General features: G+C 70.8%; 11 protein-coding genes. 5 read left to right on the top strand and 6 right to left on the bottom strand.

The annotated features are described in order from the left end of the window. Positions 1-425 precede the first annotated feature (425 nt). Positions 426-1,280, top strand: coding sequence for a helix-turn-helix domain-containing protein (locus BBK14_RS30020; protein WP_241831961.1), 855 nt, complete (start codon positions 426-428; stop codon positions 1,278-1,280). A gap of 123 nt (positions 1,281-1,403) precedes the next feature. Here the strand turns inward: BBK14_RS30020 and hpnH are convergent, their stop codons facing one another. The 4 genes from hpnH to BBK14_RS30000 all read right to left on the bottom strand — a co-directional run bounded on the left by hpnH (position 1,404) and on the right by BBK14_RS30000 (position 7,870). Next, positions 1,404-2,402: an adenosyl-hopene transferase HpnH gene (gene hpnH / locus BBK14_RS30015; protein WP_020463614.1), complete on the bottom strand. Its 999-nt coding sequence runs from the start codon at positions 2,400-2,402 to the stop codon at positions 1,404-1,406. Between the two features lie 1,145 nt (positions 2,403-3,547). After that, positions 3,548-3,919, bottom strand: a complete 372-nt coding sequence (locus BBK14_RS30010; RefSeq protein ID WP_020463613.1) for a hypothetical protein — start codon at positions 3,917-3,919, stop codon at positions 3,548-3,550. Positions 3,920-4,530: 611 nt separating this feature from the next. Beyond that, entirely contained in the window at positions 4,531-5,004 is a 474-nt protein-coding gene (locus BBK14_RS30005) for a peroxiredoxin (protein WP_071066521.1), read from the bottom strand. A 1,216-nt stretch (positions 5,005-6,220) separates the two neighbouring features. Next, positions 6,221-7,870 carry an NAD(P)/FAD-dependent oxidoreductase gene (locus BBK14_RS30000; protein WP_071066520.1) on the bottom strand — a complete coding sequence of 550 codons (1,650 nt, stop codon included), beginning with the start codon at positions 7,868-7,870 and terminating at the stop codon, positions 6,221-6,223. A 307-nt stretch (positions 7,871-8,177) separates the two neighbouring features. Between BBK14_RS30000 and BBK14_RS29995 the strand changes: the two genes are divergently transcribed. The 4 genes from BBK14_RS29995 (at position 8,178) to BBK14_RS29980 (ending at position 12,543) form a co-directional block, all read left to right on the top strand. After that, a complete protein-coding gene (locus tag BBK14_RS29995) occupies positions 8,178-9,713 on the top strand; it encodes a hydantoinase B/oxoprolinase family protein (protein ID WP_071066519.1) in 1,536 nt (511 codons plus the stop codon). A 226-nt stretch (positions 9,714-9,939) separates the two neighbouring features. Then, positions 9,940-10,683, top strand: a complete 744-nt coding sequence (locus tag BBK14_RS29990) for an HD domain-containing protein (RefSeq protein ID WP_071066518.1) — start codon at positions 9,940-9,942, stop codon at positions 10,681-10,683. A 145-nt stretch (positions 10,684-10,828) separates the two neighbouring features. Continuing rightward, positions 10,829-11,857, top strand: coding sequence for an ABC transporter ATP-binding protein (locus BBK14_RS29985; protein WP_338045524.1), 1,029 nt, complete (start codon positions 10,829-10,831; stop codon positions 11,855-11,857). Next, positions 11,854-12,543 (top strand): ABC transporter permease, encoded by a 690-nt coding sequence (locus BBK14_RS29980; protein ID WP_071066517.1) that lies wholly within the window; start codon positions 11,854-11,856, stop codon positions 12,541-12,543. The genes BBK14_RS29985 and BBK14_RS29980 overlap by 4 nt, the downstream gene beginning before the upstream one ends. A 5-nt stretch (positions 12,544-12,548) precedes the next feature. On the opposite strand, the gene BBK14_RS29975 is transcribed toward BBK14_RS29980, so the two are convergent. Then, positions 12,549-13,160: a hypothetical protein gene (locus tag BBK14_RS29975; protein ID WP_071066516.1), complete on the bottom strand. Its 612-nt coding sequence runs from the start codon at positions 13,158-13,160 to the stop codon at positions 12,549-12,551. A 24-nt stretch (positions 13,161-13,184) separates the two neighbouring features. Then, a complete protein-coding gene (selA, locus tag BBK14_RS29970) occupies positions 13,185-14,681 on the bottom strand; it encodes an L-seryl-tRNA(Sec) selenium transferase (protein ID WP_083391342.1) in 1,497 nt (498 codons plus the stop codon). Positions 14,682-14,788 lie beyond the last annotated feature (107 nt).

Here is a 14,788-nt window from a genome sequence, read left to right as displayed (position 1 = left end):
TAAATGAATCTAATGCCACTCTGTCGGCCTCGACGAGGTCGGCCTCGACGAGTCGGCGCCCCTTTGTCATGTATCGCTCCGGTCCGGGCGGTGTTCCTGCTGGATGGCGTCCCCTCTCCCTTCGACCAACGGTCCACCATGACGGGCGATCAGGCGAGGGTGTGAGTGGCGTCATACTGCAGGCATGCGGAGGAAGGGACACAGAGCCACCGGCGCGTCGAATGCGGCACGGTCAACGGGCCGGTCCGGTATGGCACGATCAGCACGGGAGATCAGCGGACGAATTGTGGCGGCCCTGGCGGCCGGCGCCTCGCCCGCGTGGGTGTGACAACAGTCAGACCAGCTGGAATCGGTCGGCGACGAACCAGAACCGAGGACCCCGGGTAGACGATGTGAAGCACATACAACCCTGTCTCGCCAAGTTGTTGGGCGCAATCGTCCAGCGCAGGAAGGCCGCCGGGCTCAGCCAGGCCCAGCTGGCCAACCGGGTGCGTTACCAACCGAGTTACCTCTCGAAGGCCGAGCGCGGCCTGCTGGGCGTGCCGTCGCAGTCGCTCGTGGCCGCGATCGACGCGGAGCTGAACGCCGGCGGCGCGCTCGTCGAGCTGCGCCGTCACGCGTGGCTGGAGGACAAGGGCGGTCAGGCGGGCGTCATCTGGCGGGGAGTCCCGGAGGAGGTGGACATCACGGATCGCCGACAGCTCATCGTCGGGGGCGGCGCCGTCGCGGTCGGGCCGGCGGCGGCCGCGGCCCTGCCGGCCGTGCCAGCACTGTCCGATGCACCGGCATCGTCGGGCGCGTCGGCATCGTCGGGTGCGTCGGCCGTTCCCGCGCCCCGGTCCGGAGCGGCCGGGCCCCCGGCACCGAGCCGGATCGACCTGTCGGGGCGGTGGTGGACGTCCTGGCAGACCTTCCGGGACGGCAAGGAGATCCGCTCCTCGCAGGAGGTCAGCGTGGAGCAGGCCGGCGAGGTCCTCCGYATCGAGGCGGTCTCGCGCGGGCTGGCCCTGGAGGAGGGCGGCTACCTCTGGTCGGGCGAGCTGCGCGTCTTCGACAACGAGATCGTCATGGGGTGGTACGTGGCGGTCGACGGCCCGGTGCGGTCGAAGGGCACGCTGTTCCTCTCGCTGCACCCGCACGGTGACCGGCTCACCGGCCRCTGGGTCGGCCTCAGCTACGACGGCCTGTTCATCGAGGGGTGGGGAGCGATGGCTCGTTCGGAGGAGGCCACCGTGACCCTGATCGACCGCCTCAAGAAACAGTTTCCGAAGGTGGCGTGACGGCCGCTGGAACCGGCGAGCCGGAGCAGCGTGGAGGACCTCGGCGCGGCGGTCGTCGCCCTCCGGCCGGAGGACGCGACCGCCGTCACCGAGATCATCTTCCGCATCCGCTCGCCGAGTGTCTCAGCGCGTCGCGCGGATGGACTCCCGCAGCGAGGTCAGCGTGGCGGCGATGGCCGTCGGCTCGTAGCCGCAGTGGGCCATGCAGTTCTCGCAGCGGGGGTCGCGGCCGCGGCCGTACGACTCCCAGTCGGTGGTGTCGAGAAGCTCCTGGTAGCTCGAGGCGTATCCGTCACCCATCAGATAGCACGGCTTCTGCCAGCCGTAGAGGGAGTACGACGGAATTCCCCACGCGGTGCAGGGGAAGTCGACCTTGCCCTCGAGGAAGTCGAGGAACAGCGGCGAGTGCTGGATGCGCCAGCGCTTGCGCCGGCCGTCGGCGAACGCCTTGCGGAAAAGCTCCTGAGTCTCCTTGACGCCCAGGAACTTGTCCTGCTCAGGGGCCTTCTCGTAGGCGTAGGCCGGCGAGAGCATCATGCCGTCGACATTGAGGTCGTTGTTCAGGAAGTCCAGCACCTCGATGACGGTTTGCGGGGTGTCGGTGTTGAAGAACGTGGTGTTCGTCGTCACCCGGAATCCGCGGTCCTGCGCGTCCTTGATCGCGTCGACGGCCTGGGCGAAGACGCCCTTCTTCGCCACGGACTCGTCGTGGCGGTCCTCGAGYCCGTCGATGTGCACCGCGAGCGACAGGTACGGCGAGGGCTTCAGCTTGTCGATCTTGCGCGGGAGCAGCACCGCGTTTGTGCAGAGGTAGATGAACTTCTTGCGCTTGACCAGGCCTTCCACGATCTGCTCGATCTGTGGGTGCATCAGCGGCTCGCCACCCGCCAGACACACGACGGGCGCGCCGCACTCGTCGACGGCGGCGAGCGCCTGCTCGACCGGCATGCGCTGCTTGAGGACGTCCGCGGGGTGCTGGATCTTGCCGCAGCCCTCGCAGGAGAGGTTGCACGCGAACAGCGGTTCCAGCTCGAGCGTGATCGGGAACTTGTCTCGACGTGCGATTTTCTGCTTCAGCAGATAGGCACCGATCTTGATCGCCTGACGCCGCGGAATGCTCATATTCACCCTTCCGGTGTTGATCTACGTTCGCCTGGTGGGTGGTGGAGTCGCGATGCCGTACCGCTCCCCTAAGTCTAAGGAGGCGCCTTATCTAGTTCTTGGAAAAATTCTTCGATGAGAGCTACTTAACCGGCTGGCCGAGATCTTTTTCCGGTCAACTATGTCGCCACCAGCCCGTTTACCGAAGCGAGATGCGATTTTCACGTACCCGCCGGCTACCGCGGTCTCACATCGAACTGGACCTTTGGGCCCGTCTTAGGTCATCGTCAAGGGCACAACGCCCGTCGAGGCGGCGGACGTCCGACTGCTCGCGTACGCACCCGCGAAAGCCGTTGCCCGGCCAGTCAGGCCCGGCGAAGCAGGTCGGAGCCACGACCGTAACCCGGTGGGCGGAAATGCGCCGCGCCCGAACGTGCCGGGTCATCGGGCGGGCGGGTCACCGTGCCATCCGGTACCGGGACGCGGGCGGGCCGTCGGATGCCGCCACCGGACTGAAGACCCCGGTCACGCGGTACGTCTCGGCGGGCACCGGCACCGGGCCCGGTCCCGGGACGCGGAATCGTCCCGGCGCGGCCTCGGGGCGCCGATACCAGTACGGGGGCGCCCGGCGGAGCCGGTCCCGGCGGCCGGCGGGGGCGATCGACGTGTATGCGGGGGAGCAGACGCTCGGCCGCGGCATCCCGGCCTGGGGGAGACGAAGGAGCCCGCGGGCGCAGAGGGAGTGGAACGCGCGGAGGAGACGGGGGCGCAGAGGCAGTCGAGGAGACGGCGGAGATCGCGTGGGCGCGGGCGGTGCGCGGCCACGTATGGCCCGCCCGGTCGCGCGGGCCGACGGTTCCGTTCGCCGGCTTGGGCGTCGGTGCCGTCGAGGTGGTGTGCACCGGTGGTGATCACGGTGCCGGGCGCGGTGCGCCTGATCGTCCAGTGCTGGAGCCGGGGTGGCTTCGTAGCCGACACGATCCGGCGGGTGCCGGGCGGCGTTGTCGGGAACCGTTGTCAGGAACCGTTGTCGGGCGGCGTCATCGGGAACGGTGCCGGTCAGCGTCGTTGGGGCCGGCACCGGCGCGCTCGTGGTTCGGCCCCGCCGCGGGAGCGCCGTCCCGGGCGGACCGTGCCGGCGGCGGCCGACCACGAGCTGGCGGACGTCACATGTCGAGGCGTGACTCGATGGTGCGCAACCGGTGGCGGGCCATCGCCAGATTCGCGCGGCTCTTGTCCAGCACCAGATACAGGAACAGGCCGCGCCCAGTGTGGCTGCTCAGAAGCCTGATCAGGTGGTACTGCCGACCGAGGGTGATGAGGATGTCCTCGATGGTGTCCTGCAGGCCGAGGCTCTCCATCGTGCGGATCTTCGCCCGGACGACCTCGGTGTTCCCGGCGGCCGCGATCTCCAGGTCGAAGTTATGGATGTTGCTCAGCTTGCCGAGCGTCATCCCACTCGTGAAGTCGACGAGGGCGACCCCGGTCGCCCCCTCGATCTCCAGCGATTCCTTCAGCGCAACGTCGACGCTGTTCATGTCGCCTCCCACGTGATCATCAACTTCTTCCAGGGCAGCCAGGTCACTGCCTTCGTCGTTGGCGGATCGGTCCGCTCGTGCAAACCACCAGGCCCCGAGCCTTATCCGCATTTCGCCCCACCTGAAAATGGGGGCACTCTCCGGGTCGTCGAGCGCCATGTCGTGGCGGCCCTCTCTCCCGGCAATGCCAACTCGCAGGTGCCTGTCAGGGTCATCTCACCAGGATTCGGGCAGATCTGACCCGTGCATTGGTGGAGCACTTCGCACGGTGATCGGCTGACCAGGCAATTAGAGTGTCGCGAGTGCATAAATTGAGAGGTCCGTGGGATTGTCTACCTGAATTCGTATAACCGCAGGTCAAGACAGGTGTCGAGCCCCAGGAGCAGGCGGCGCCGGCGGGACGGGCACGCGACCCGGCCGATTCGTCCCGTGGCCGCGGTGGTCTCGGCCCCGCCACACCGCCCCGAAGCCCCCACGTGGCAGGCGATCCACCATCGTTCCGTGGACGGCCCTCCGGTCCTACGGCCCACAACCGGGAGCCGCCCGCGATGCCACGGGCCACGCCGAGCACGCGTTCAGAGCGGAACGTGTGCTCAGGGCGGAACGTGTGCTCAGAGCTGAGCGAGCTGCTTGGCGATCGTCTCCACATCGGAGTAGGTCACACCGATCAGCCCGACCTGCTTCCAGCGTAGTATGCCGTTCGCATCCACGAGGAACACCGACCGGCGTAGTCCGAGTCCTGGCAGGGAGATGCCATACTGCTTGACGACCGTGCGGTCGTCGTCCGCGAGCAGGGGAAAGCTGAGAGAATACGAACGGGCGAAGGCTTCGTGGCTGTCGAGGTCCTGCGGGCTGATTCCCCAGACCAGGGCTCCGAGGTCACGGAACACCTCGATGCCGGCGGCGTAGGAACACATCTGCTTCGTGCAGACCGGAGTGTTGTCACCCGGGTAGAAGGCGAGGACGACCGGGTGGCCCCGCTCCCCGGAGAGGGCGAACTCGGACCGGGTGGCCTCCTCACCGGTCAGCGTCAGGCCGGGCAGGGTGAAGTCGGGCGCCGGCTGACCGATCGCGGGCGTCGCCATCTCAGGCCACCCCCCACTCGCGGCCGAGCGACCCGCCGGGCATGACACGGCGGCCCGGGTCACGGGGGCAGCCGGGGTGAACCCGCCTGGTGGGATCGTCGAGAAGACTCGACATCTGGCTCCTTCCGGGTGTGCCGCGGCGGGGACCGGTCGCGTGCGCCGGGTCGCTGGACCCGCGCCCGTGGTGGATGACGGCCAAGCCGTGGATGGCTGAATTAGGTAACCGTACCGGTGGCGTAAAGCGCCGTGTCACGTTTTCGGCTGTTTCGGTCACCTTTCCGCCCACCCACGGGCCGCGGAGCGGGGCGTCCGAGCCCCGAGCGGGCGTGGGATCTGAAGTGTGGCGACTGAGAGAGTCCATGGTGTCACTCGGTCGCCACGCTTCTGTCCGGTGCCGGGATGGGATCGGGTTGGGGTGCGGCTCGGGCCTCGGGGCAGGTGCCGGGAGGTCCGGTGTAGGGGCGGGTGGTGCGCGGTGGTGTCGTCTGGACATTGTTCTTCTATTGAGGGACCAAGGGCCCTGGTCTGCGGCGATGGTCCCGGCTTCCGGGAATCGGAGTCCGCGGTGCCTTCCGCGCCGCGACAATGGCCGGTCGGGATTGCAGGCCTGTGGCACCGCTCCGAGCGAAGGCCTGCCCACCCAGGTCCGGCTCATATCGAGTCGCCAATGTGCCGATAAAGTGAATGGCTGGCATTTCTGGTTACACGGAACGCATACCGCACGGTCCTGGTATTCCGCCGGCGGCTGCGTCGTCGGATGGCTCTGCGGCACGTGGTCGGAGGCCCCGGATCCTCCAGCTGGTCGACCTGCGTTCCGTCGGGTTCCGTAGCGCGCGGAATGGTGGAGGATGACCTCTTCGGCGGTGAAAGAAGGGTCGATTTATGACGCGGTGGAACCGTCGCCGAGCGACTTCTTTCGTATCCGCTGGCCGTCTCCGTCGACTACTTTGAGTCACATTACGCGCTGGTGGCTCGCGTCCACGCCCCGCGCTCGCGGCTCCGCCATGCCCTCCCGCGGTAGCCGAGCATGCCCTCCCGCGGTAGCCGAGCCGCGGAGCCGCCGCGGTTCCGCGGAGCCGCCCAGCCGCGGTTCCGTGGAACCGCGGAATCGCAGCTCCGTAGTCCTGTCACGCCACTGCGTCACGTAGCGCCGTAGCGCCGTAGCGCCGAAGCGCCGAGCAGGCGACGCGCTCGGCGGTACGGCGGAATGGCTGGTTCAGAAGGTGACGGGTTGCGGAACGCCGCCGCTGCGGGCCAGGAGCACGTCGAGGTCGTAGTCGTACCAGCGGCGCAGCAGCCGCGGCGATGCCGAGCGGCCCCACTCGTACATCTGGCGCTGCGCGTCGAACGAGCCATCGTGCCACCTGCGCAGGACGTCGCCCAGGCGCAGCGGCTCGGGCAGGAAGGCGGCGGTGCCGAGCAGGTCCGCGAGGCGTCCGACCGCCTCGGTGGGTGTCGCCTGGCCCTGGTCCACCTCGTCCATCACACCGCCGAGCCGGCGGAACAGGTCCTGGAACTCGGGCAGGTCCGGGCAGAAGGTACCGGGGAAGGGGGCGTCGAAGAGCCGGTCGAACAGCGCCGGGTCGCCCCGCTCGAGGAAGCCGAAGTAGGTGCCGACGATCCGCGAGATGCCCAGGTTCCAGGCCATGAACCACACCTTGGACCAGGCCCGCCACAGGTCGAAGTCCCGGAAGGACGTGTACGAGCTGGCCACCAGCCGGTCGTTCACGTCAAGGATCGTCTGGTTGAGCTGGTCGATGGAGGCGAAGCGCTCGGCCGAGAGGTCGCCGTCGGTGAGGGCGTCCATGAGCATGGGCGCGAAGGCGTAGATGACCTGCATGGTGTTCGCCATGCCGCGGGAGAACAATGCGTCGATGGCGCCGGCGGCGTGGCTCATCATGGTCCAGCGGTCACCCACCGTCCGGGTGCTGGAGTACTGGGTGCGCCCGGTGGACACCCAGTCCCAGGTGGGCCGGGCGGCGGCGAACTGGCGCGCCACGCTGGGGAAACGGTCCAGGTAGGTCTGCCACTCCTCGTCGGCGGTGACGCCGGGCTGCTTCGGGAAGCGGCGGGTGTCGAGGTTGAGGCCGACGCTGCACAGCGGGTTGGTGGCGCTCTGGTGGTTGTCGAACGGGATCACCCAGAGCCACCCGCCGTCGAAGATGTGGTGCAGCGTCCCCTGGTGCCACGGCGACGGCTGTCCGCTGGGCCGGGTCACCTCGTCGAACGGGGTGACCCCGACCATGTGGGTGAACAGCGTCCGCGAGTGTGTCCTGAACCGGCAGGGGTCCTCGCGCAGGCCGTACTGGTTGGCCAGCACCGAGTTCCGCCCGGAGGCGTCGACGACGTAGCGGACCCGGATCCGCTCGCCGGCCCGCGTCGTCAGGGTGGCCGCGTCGTCGGTGATCTCTACATGGTCGACGAAGGTCCGCTGCCGCGGGTGGGCGCCGTGGCGCACCGCGGAGTAGAAGAGGTAGGAGTCGATGTCCTGGCGGTGCATGTGCATCTCAGGGCCGTTCGGGAACTCCGAGACACTGCACTGCGTGACCTCCTCCGGGTCCTGGACCTCCCCCTCCCGGTGGTAGACGAAGCCGAAATTGCGTTTCACGCCGCACGCGGACGAGACGTGCTTCCGGACGCCCTCGAAGCTGCTGACATGGCCGAGTTCCGGGACGTCGAAACGTTGCGCGAGCAGTTTCAGCAGATAGGTCGTCTCGCCGATCGTCGATTCCCCGAGTGCGAATCGCGGGTGTGTTCCACTGTCGATGAGTACCACACTGTGACCGTGGCGGGCGAGGATGTTGGCCAGGGTCGAGCCGGCGATGCCGCTGCCGAGAATGGCAACCGAATAGTCGTACTCGCTCATTGCGTGACTCCCTGTACGCCGCTATCGGAGATGATCGGCGGGTCTCGCTCCGCTTGCGGGCTCTCGAGATCCCCCGATCCCTTCACAATCGCGTACTGAACCACTTATCCGTCCGTTGGTCTAGATAAACGCAATATAAACTCGGATGGACGGGCAATTCTCCTGATATCGTTTGGTATAGAGTTTTCGCCCGATATTTACCAATTAAGGTAAATGCCCGGAATCGTCCGTTGGGCAGAGTCGTCGGCGGGCCCGTCCCGGCACGGCGGCGGCCGGCGGGCTGCCACGCTGGTGGCATGGATGTGGCATGGATGCGGTGACGCTGTCGGTGGTGTCCAGTGCGCTGGGCGGCATCGCCGAGGAGATGGGGACGCTGCTCGTCCGGAGCGCGTACTCGTCCAACATCAAGGAGCGGCGCGACTGCTCGGCGGCGATCTTCGACGTGGACGCCCGGATGATCGCTCAGGCCGCCCACGTGCCGGTGCACCTGGGCGCCATGTACGAGTCGGTCCGGGTGGTCGCCGAGCGCGGGCCGCTGCCTGGTGACGTGTGGGTGCTCAACGACCCGTTCTCCGGCGGGAACCACCTGCCCGACGTCACGCTGATCTCCCCGCTCGCGTTCGACGGCGAGGTGGTCGGCTACGCGGCCACCCGGGCGCACCACTCCGACATGGGCGGGATGCGTCCCGGGTCGATGCCCGCGGACTCCACCGAGATCTTCGCCGAGGGCCTGATCATCCCGCCGGTCCGACTCGTCCGGGCGGGGCGCTGGGAGGAGGACCTGCTCGACCTCATCTGCGCGAACTCGCGGACGCCCGACCTGCGCCGCGGTGACCTGCGCGCGCAGGCGGCGGCGAACGGGCTGGCCGCCACCCGGCTGGTTGAGCTCGCGCGCCGGCACGGCACCGGGCTCGTCCTGGAGTCGTTCGCCGAGGTACTCCGCTACGGCGAGCGGCGCAGCCGGGCGGTGATCGCGCGGCTGCCCGACGGCGTCCACCGGGTGGAGAGCGAGCTCGAGGGCGACGGCGTCGACGACCGGGACATAGCGCTGCGGGTCGCGGTGACCATCGAGGGCGACGGCATCACCGTCGACTTCACCGGCACGTCACCGGCGGTGCGCGGCAACGTCAACTGCCCGCGCGCCGTGACCCGCTCCGCGTGCTGCTTCGCGCTGCGGGTGCTGCTGCCCGACGACGTCCCGACCGGCGACGGCACCTACGCCCCGCTGACCGTGGTGACCGAGCCCGGTTCGCTGGTCGACGCGCAACGCCCGTCCGCCGTCGTGGCGGGCAACGTGGAGACATCGCAGCGCATCGCCGACACGGTGCTGGCGGCTCTGCGGCTGGCGGTCGGCGCCGGGTCGGACGTCCTGGCGGCGCCCGGGCAGGGGACGATGAACAATCTGGTGATCGGCGGCGCGACCTGGACGTACTACGAGACGCTGGGCGGGGGGCAGGGCGCGTCCGCCCGCGGCCGTGGCCCCTCCGGGGTGCACGTGGGGATGACGAACACGCTGAACACCCCGATCGAGGCGCTCGAGTTGGAATACCCGATGCGGGTGGAGCGCTACGAGCTGGCCGACGGCACGGGTGGGCCCGGCAGGCATCCGGGCGGGGACGGCCTCGTGCGCTCGGTGCGGGTGCTGGAGCCGGCGACGCTGTCCGTCCTGACCGACCGGCGGCGGCACGCGCCCGGTGGGGTGGCGGGCGGTGGGCCCGGCGCGGTCGGGCACAACGATGTTGACGGTGTTCCGCTCCCGCCGAAGGCGACCCGGCAGCTCCCTGCCGGGTCGGTCGTCACCCTGCGCACACCGGGCGGTGGCGGATGGGGCCCGCCGCCGTAGTTCCTCGGGATCGACATCGTCACGCAGGGTGTACGTCTGGCTGTCGATCGTTATCTGGACGGCCACACGCCCACCTTCGCGCGCGTGTTCGACTGCGGCACTGTGCACTGGGCTACCCATAGGCCAAAGGTGTGATCGGTAGATCTATGTAATCGGCTGCGGACGGACCACACAGCGTTCACGATCGAGGATGACCCGACCGGGATGCGAGGAACCGGGAGGCCGCATGGAGGCTGAGTTCGGTGTTGGCGCCGCGATGGCGGTGGCCGCGGTGCCCGGTGTGCCCGTGCCCGTGCCCGCGGCCGTGACCGCCCCTGCCCCACGCTCACCGCTGGCCAGGGCGTTCGACGGCGCGCTGGTCGCGGTCGGCGCGACGGCGGACCCGGGGGAACGGGTCGCCGCGTTCGTGGACCTTGTCCGGAGGTACCAGGAACCTGGTCGGCACTACCACACCCTGCGGCACGTGGCGGAGACGACCGCCGCCTTCCACCTGCTGATCGCCGCCGACCGTGCCGAGGCCGCCGAGGTGCGGCTACCGGTCTGCCTCCTCGCCGTGCACTTCCACGACGTCGTCTACGACTCCCGGGCGAGGGACAACGAACAGCGCTCCGCCGAGCTCGCCGCCGGCGTCCTGACCCGTCTCGGCTGCCAGGCCGAGGCGATCGCCGACGTGTGCCGCCTGGTCGAGGCCACGGCGGGGCACCGGGCGGTGTCCGCCGACGAGGCGTTCGTCAACGACGCCGACCTGCGGGTGCTCGCGCGTCCCGCGCCCGCCTACGACCGGTATGTCCGCCGGGTGCGCCTGGAGTACGCCTGGGTCGGTGGCGGCACCTGGGCCTCCGGACGCGGCGCCATCCTGCGGCATCTGCTGGACGGGGAGATCTACGCGACCTCCTGGGCCCGCAGGCACTGGGAGCCGGCCGCCCGCGCCAACCTCAACCGCGAGCTCTCGGCGCTCTCCCTGACCTGAGGGCTGTCTGAGGGCTGTCTTCGGCCGCCGGCGCGGATCACCTTCCGGCCACGGCCGACCGTCGCTGGCCGGAGCGGAGACAGAGCCGGTCGTCGATGCGGAGTCGCCGTTCGGCCGATGCCCGCGACGGGCGTCGGCCGGCACGATCATCGCCACGATTCGTGTCGAGTCGCTGACCAGACGTTACGGGGCGTCCACCGTCGTACGGGACGTCTCCTTCACCTGCGAACCGGGGACGGTGCCGGGCTTCCTCGGCCCGAACGGCTCCGGCAAGTCCACCACACTGCGCATGATCACCGGCCTGACCAGGTCGGACGCCGGCCAGGCCACCGTCGACGGACATCCGTTCGCCGCGCTGCCCAACGCCTCCCGCGCGGTCGGCACGCTGCTGGACGCGTCCGCGACCCACCGCGGTCGCAGCGGCCGGGCGATCCTGCGGACGGCCGCGGACATGGCCGGCGTACCCCGCCGGCGGGTCGAGGAGATGCTCGACCTGGTCGGTCTCGCCGGCCCGGCGGCCGGCCGCCGCTCGGGCACCTACTCGCTGGGGATGCGCCAGCGGCTCGGCTTCGCCCAGGCGCTGATCGGCGACCCGTACGTCCTCATCCTGGACGAGCCGGCGAACGGCCTCGACCCGGAGGGCATCGCCTGGATGCGCCGGCTGCTGCGGGAGTTCGCCGCGCGCGGCGGGACGGTGCTGCTGTCGAGTCATCTGCTCGGCGAGGTGCAGGCGACCGTCGACCGGCTCGTGGTCATCGCCGCGGGCGCGGTGGTGGCGCGCGGGCGGCTGGACGAGCTGCTCGCCCCCGCCGGGCTGATCGTCGGCGCGCCGGACCGGGCCGCGCTGGCGGCGGCACTGTCCCGGGCGGCGATCCCGTTCACGCCGAATCCGGACGGGGCCCTGCTGGTGGACGTCTCGTCCGGCACGACCGCGGCGGACGTCGCCCGGGCCGCCGTCGGCGCCGGCGTGCTCGTGACCGAGCTGCGCCCGGCGGACCACGGAACCCTCGAGGACCTCTTCTTCTCGCTCACCGCCTCCCTCCCCACGGATACGCCCGCCGGCACCGGCACCGGCACCGGCACCGGCACCGGCACCGGCAGCGGCAGCGGTGCCGCCGGCTCCGTTGCCGGCTCCGCCGCCGGCACCGCTGCCCGGACCGAGGTGGCCCGATGACCGTCACCGCCACGAGAACCGGTGGCCCCGGCGCGGTGGCACCGCGGCCGGCCGCCGTCCCGATCCCGTTCGCCCGGCTGGTGCGGGTGGAGTGGGACAAGTGCCTGGGCACCCGCGCCACGCGATGGCTGCTGGCCGTCGCCACCGCCGTGTCCGTCCTGTGCCAGCTGGTCCCGCTCCTGCTCCCGGACGACGTCGACCAGTGGGCATCGGTCTATCTAGGCCTCGGCTCGGTCGGGTTCGGCGTGCTGCTGCCGGTCGGCGTGATCCTGGCCCTGCTCGCGGTCGTCGCGACCTTCGTGATCGGGCTGGGCGGGATGGCGGTCGCCGAGTGGGGGCTGGGCCGCTCGGTCGTCGCCGACCGCCCGTGGGGCCTGCTCGTCCTGGGGCTCGTGCTCGCCTCGGTGGTCGGGACGGTCTCGGCGATGGGTTTCGCGGCGCTGTTCGGCTCGAGCGCGGCCGCGATCGTGAGCGTCTACCTCATCCCGACCCTGTGGGGCGTCGTCTTCTCGTTCGGAGTGCTGCGGAAGCTGAGTCCGTGGCTGGACAGCGCGCAGTCGGTGACCTGGATGCAGGAGGCGCGGTTCGACGGCCATCTCGGCCAGATGGCCGTCTCGTCTGCGCTGTGGGTCCTGGTGCCGCTGGTGGCCGGCTTCGTCCGCACCCTGCGCCGCGAGGTCTCCTGACGGCCTCACCTGCCGGTGGCGGGTGTCGGACGTCCGCCAGGCGTCGGATGCCCGGCGGGCGGGCTGCCGGCGGGCGGGCTGGTGGCGGGTGCGTCGCCGGAGGAGCGGCGGGCTCGTCGGCGTAGCAGCGCGGCGACGCCCGCCCCGGCCAGCAGGACTCCGCTGAGCACCGGCCCGGCGGTGAACTCGGCCGCGTCCGGTTCGAGGCCGGGCCAGACGAGGGCGAACAGCAGCAGCGAGCAGATGGCCCCGACCGCGCTGGTCAGCAGCGGGAAGCGGCGGACGCCGGGCAGCCCGAGCAGCGCGAGCCCGCCCAGCACACAACCGAGGACCGCGCCCGCGAGCAGCGCCCCCCCGACGGAGTGGACCACGACGGCCGGCAGCCACCCCGGCTGCCACGACCACGAGTCGCCGTTCCAGCGCAGGCGCTTGCCGCCGCCCACGCCGGCCGTCCCGAGCGGTGCGCCCGGCCAGACCAGCAGGTGCACCAGGCCGTGGGTGACGATGACGAATCCGCCGGCCCAGCTGGCGCCACGTCTGACCGCGCCGCGGCCGACCGAGTCTCGGCTGACGGGGCCACGGCTTACCGAGCCCTCGCTGACCGGGCCGAGGGTCACCGGGCCACGCTCACGCCGGTTCGCTCACTGCAAGGTGACCGCGTCGACGTCGGACCCGGCGTCGGCGCCCGGCCCTTCCCAGCCCGTCGGCCCTTCCCAGCCCGCCGGATCCTCCCGGCGTGCCGGATCCGTCCAGCCGGTGGCCGCCGAAGGAACGGTGGAGGCGGGCGTGTCCGCGGAGAGCGCGTGGAGGTCGCCGGCGGTGGCGGTACCCGACTCGGCCGCGGCGGCGAGCACCGTCGCGGCGAGGACGGGGTCCAGGTCCGGTGGAACCGACCGCAGATCCAGCAGGCAGCAGCCCTGCTCGACCCGTCCGAGGACGGACGGGCGGCCGCGGCGCAGGAAGGCGGCCAGGGCCGCGTCCAGCGCGACGGCCGCACTCGGCAGGCCGCTCTCCCACACGTCCGGCCCCGACCCGTAGACCGTGTGGCCGCCGTGGCCCGCTCCGGTTCCGACGGCGCCGCGGCGCACGGCGGCCCCGGCCCGGGCGGTGTCGTCGATGCCGTCCGAGCCGACGACCGCCCGGCTGGTCACGGCGGAGGCAGGGACCCCGGACTGCCGCAGCCAGGACGCCAGCCGCTCGGCCCGGTGCCGCAGCTCGGCGGGCTCGGCGCGCAGCGACCTGCGGACGGGGTTGTCCCCGGTGCCCAGCGTGGCCTCCAACGCGGCCAACGTCAGTTTGCCCACCCGCAGGGCGCGGGCGAGCGGATGCCGGCGCAGCCGGTCGACCAGGTCCGCGCGGCCCAGGACGAGGCCGCACTGCGGCCCGCCGAGAAGCTTGTCGCCGCAGGTGGTGACCAGGCTGACCCCGCAGCTCAGCCAGGTCGAGGCGTCCGGTTCGTCGGGCAGGGCGGGCTCGGGGTGCAGCAGTCCGGATCCGGGATCGCCGACGAGTGGCACACCGCGGCCGGCGCACAGCTCGGCGAGATCGGCGAGCGCCGGGGCCGTCGTCAGCCCGACGACCCGGTAGCTGGGCGGATGTACCCGAAGTACGAAACCGGTGCCTGGCCCGATGGCGTCGGCGTAGTCGCCGAGTGTGGTCCGATTTGTGGCCCCAACCTCGCGCAGCCGGGCTCCGGTCGACGTCAGCAGCTCGGGCAGGCGGAGCCCGTCGGCTGTCTCGATGAGCTCGCCGCGGCTGATGACTATCTCCCGGCGGCCCGCGAGCGCCGCGGCCGACAGGATGAGCGCGGCCGCATTGTTGTTGACCACGTGCACGGAACGGGCCATTGGCACGGCCGCGGCCAGCGCGGTCATCGCCGTGCGGCCGCGCCGGCCGCGGCGACCCGTGACCAGGTCGACCTCGACGTCGCAGGTCCCGGCCGCGGCGTCGAGCGCGGTGCGGGCCGCCGGGGACAGCGGCGCGCGGCCGAGGCCGTCGTGCAGGAGAATGCCGGTGGCGTTGATCACCGGGCGTGGGCCTCCGGCCTGCCGGGCGGGCGCCACCAGCACGGCGGTCGGCGCGGGCGTGGTGAGGAACCGCGTCGGCTCGGTAAGAGGTCGACCTGGATCGGCGGTCACCTTGGGTGATGTTAATGGCACTTATCTGTGATGRATGGTTGGCTCTCCGTCGTCTGTCCCCGATGCGTGGCCTGACTGTCGTCCTGAGACGGGATCGCCGTGGGTTC

This window comes from Parafrankia soli, from assembly GCF_001854695.1.
GTDB classification, from domain to species: Bacteria; Actinomycetota; Actinomycetes; order Frankiales; family Frankiaceae; genus Parafrankia; species Parafrankia soli.
The sequence above is the reverse complement of the archived record's forward strand: the minus strand, read 5'-3'. Positions and strand labels throughout refer to the sequence as shown.

Bases quoted from the DNA above. Each gene is read 5' to 3' on its own strand.
- BBK14_RS30010 (WP_020463613.1), bottom strand. From the start codon at position 3,919: ATGAACAGCGTCGACGTTGCGCTGAAGGAATCGCTGGAGATCGAGGGG.
- BBK14_RS30005 (WP_071066521.1), bottom strand. From the start codon at position 5,004: ATGGCGACGCCCGCGATCGGTCAGCCGGCGCCCGACTTCACCCTGCCC.
- BBK14_RS30000 (WP_071066520.1), bottom strand. From the start codon at position 7,870: ATGAGCGAGTACGACTATTCGGTTGCCATTCTCGGCAGCGGCATCGCC.
- BBK14_RS29995 (WP_071066519.1), top strand. From the start codon at position 8,178: ATGGATGCGGTGACGCTGTCGGTGGTGTCCAGTGCGCTGGGCGGCATC.
- BBK14_RS29990 (WP_071066518.1), top strand. From the start codon at position 9,940: ATGGAGGCTGAGTTCGGTGTTGGCGCCGCGATGGCGGTGGCCGCGGTG.
- BBK14_RS29980 (WP_071066517.1), top strand. From the start codon at position 11,854: ATGACCGTCACCGCCACGAGAACCGGTGGCCCCGGCGCGGTGGCACCG.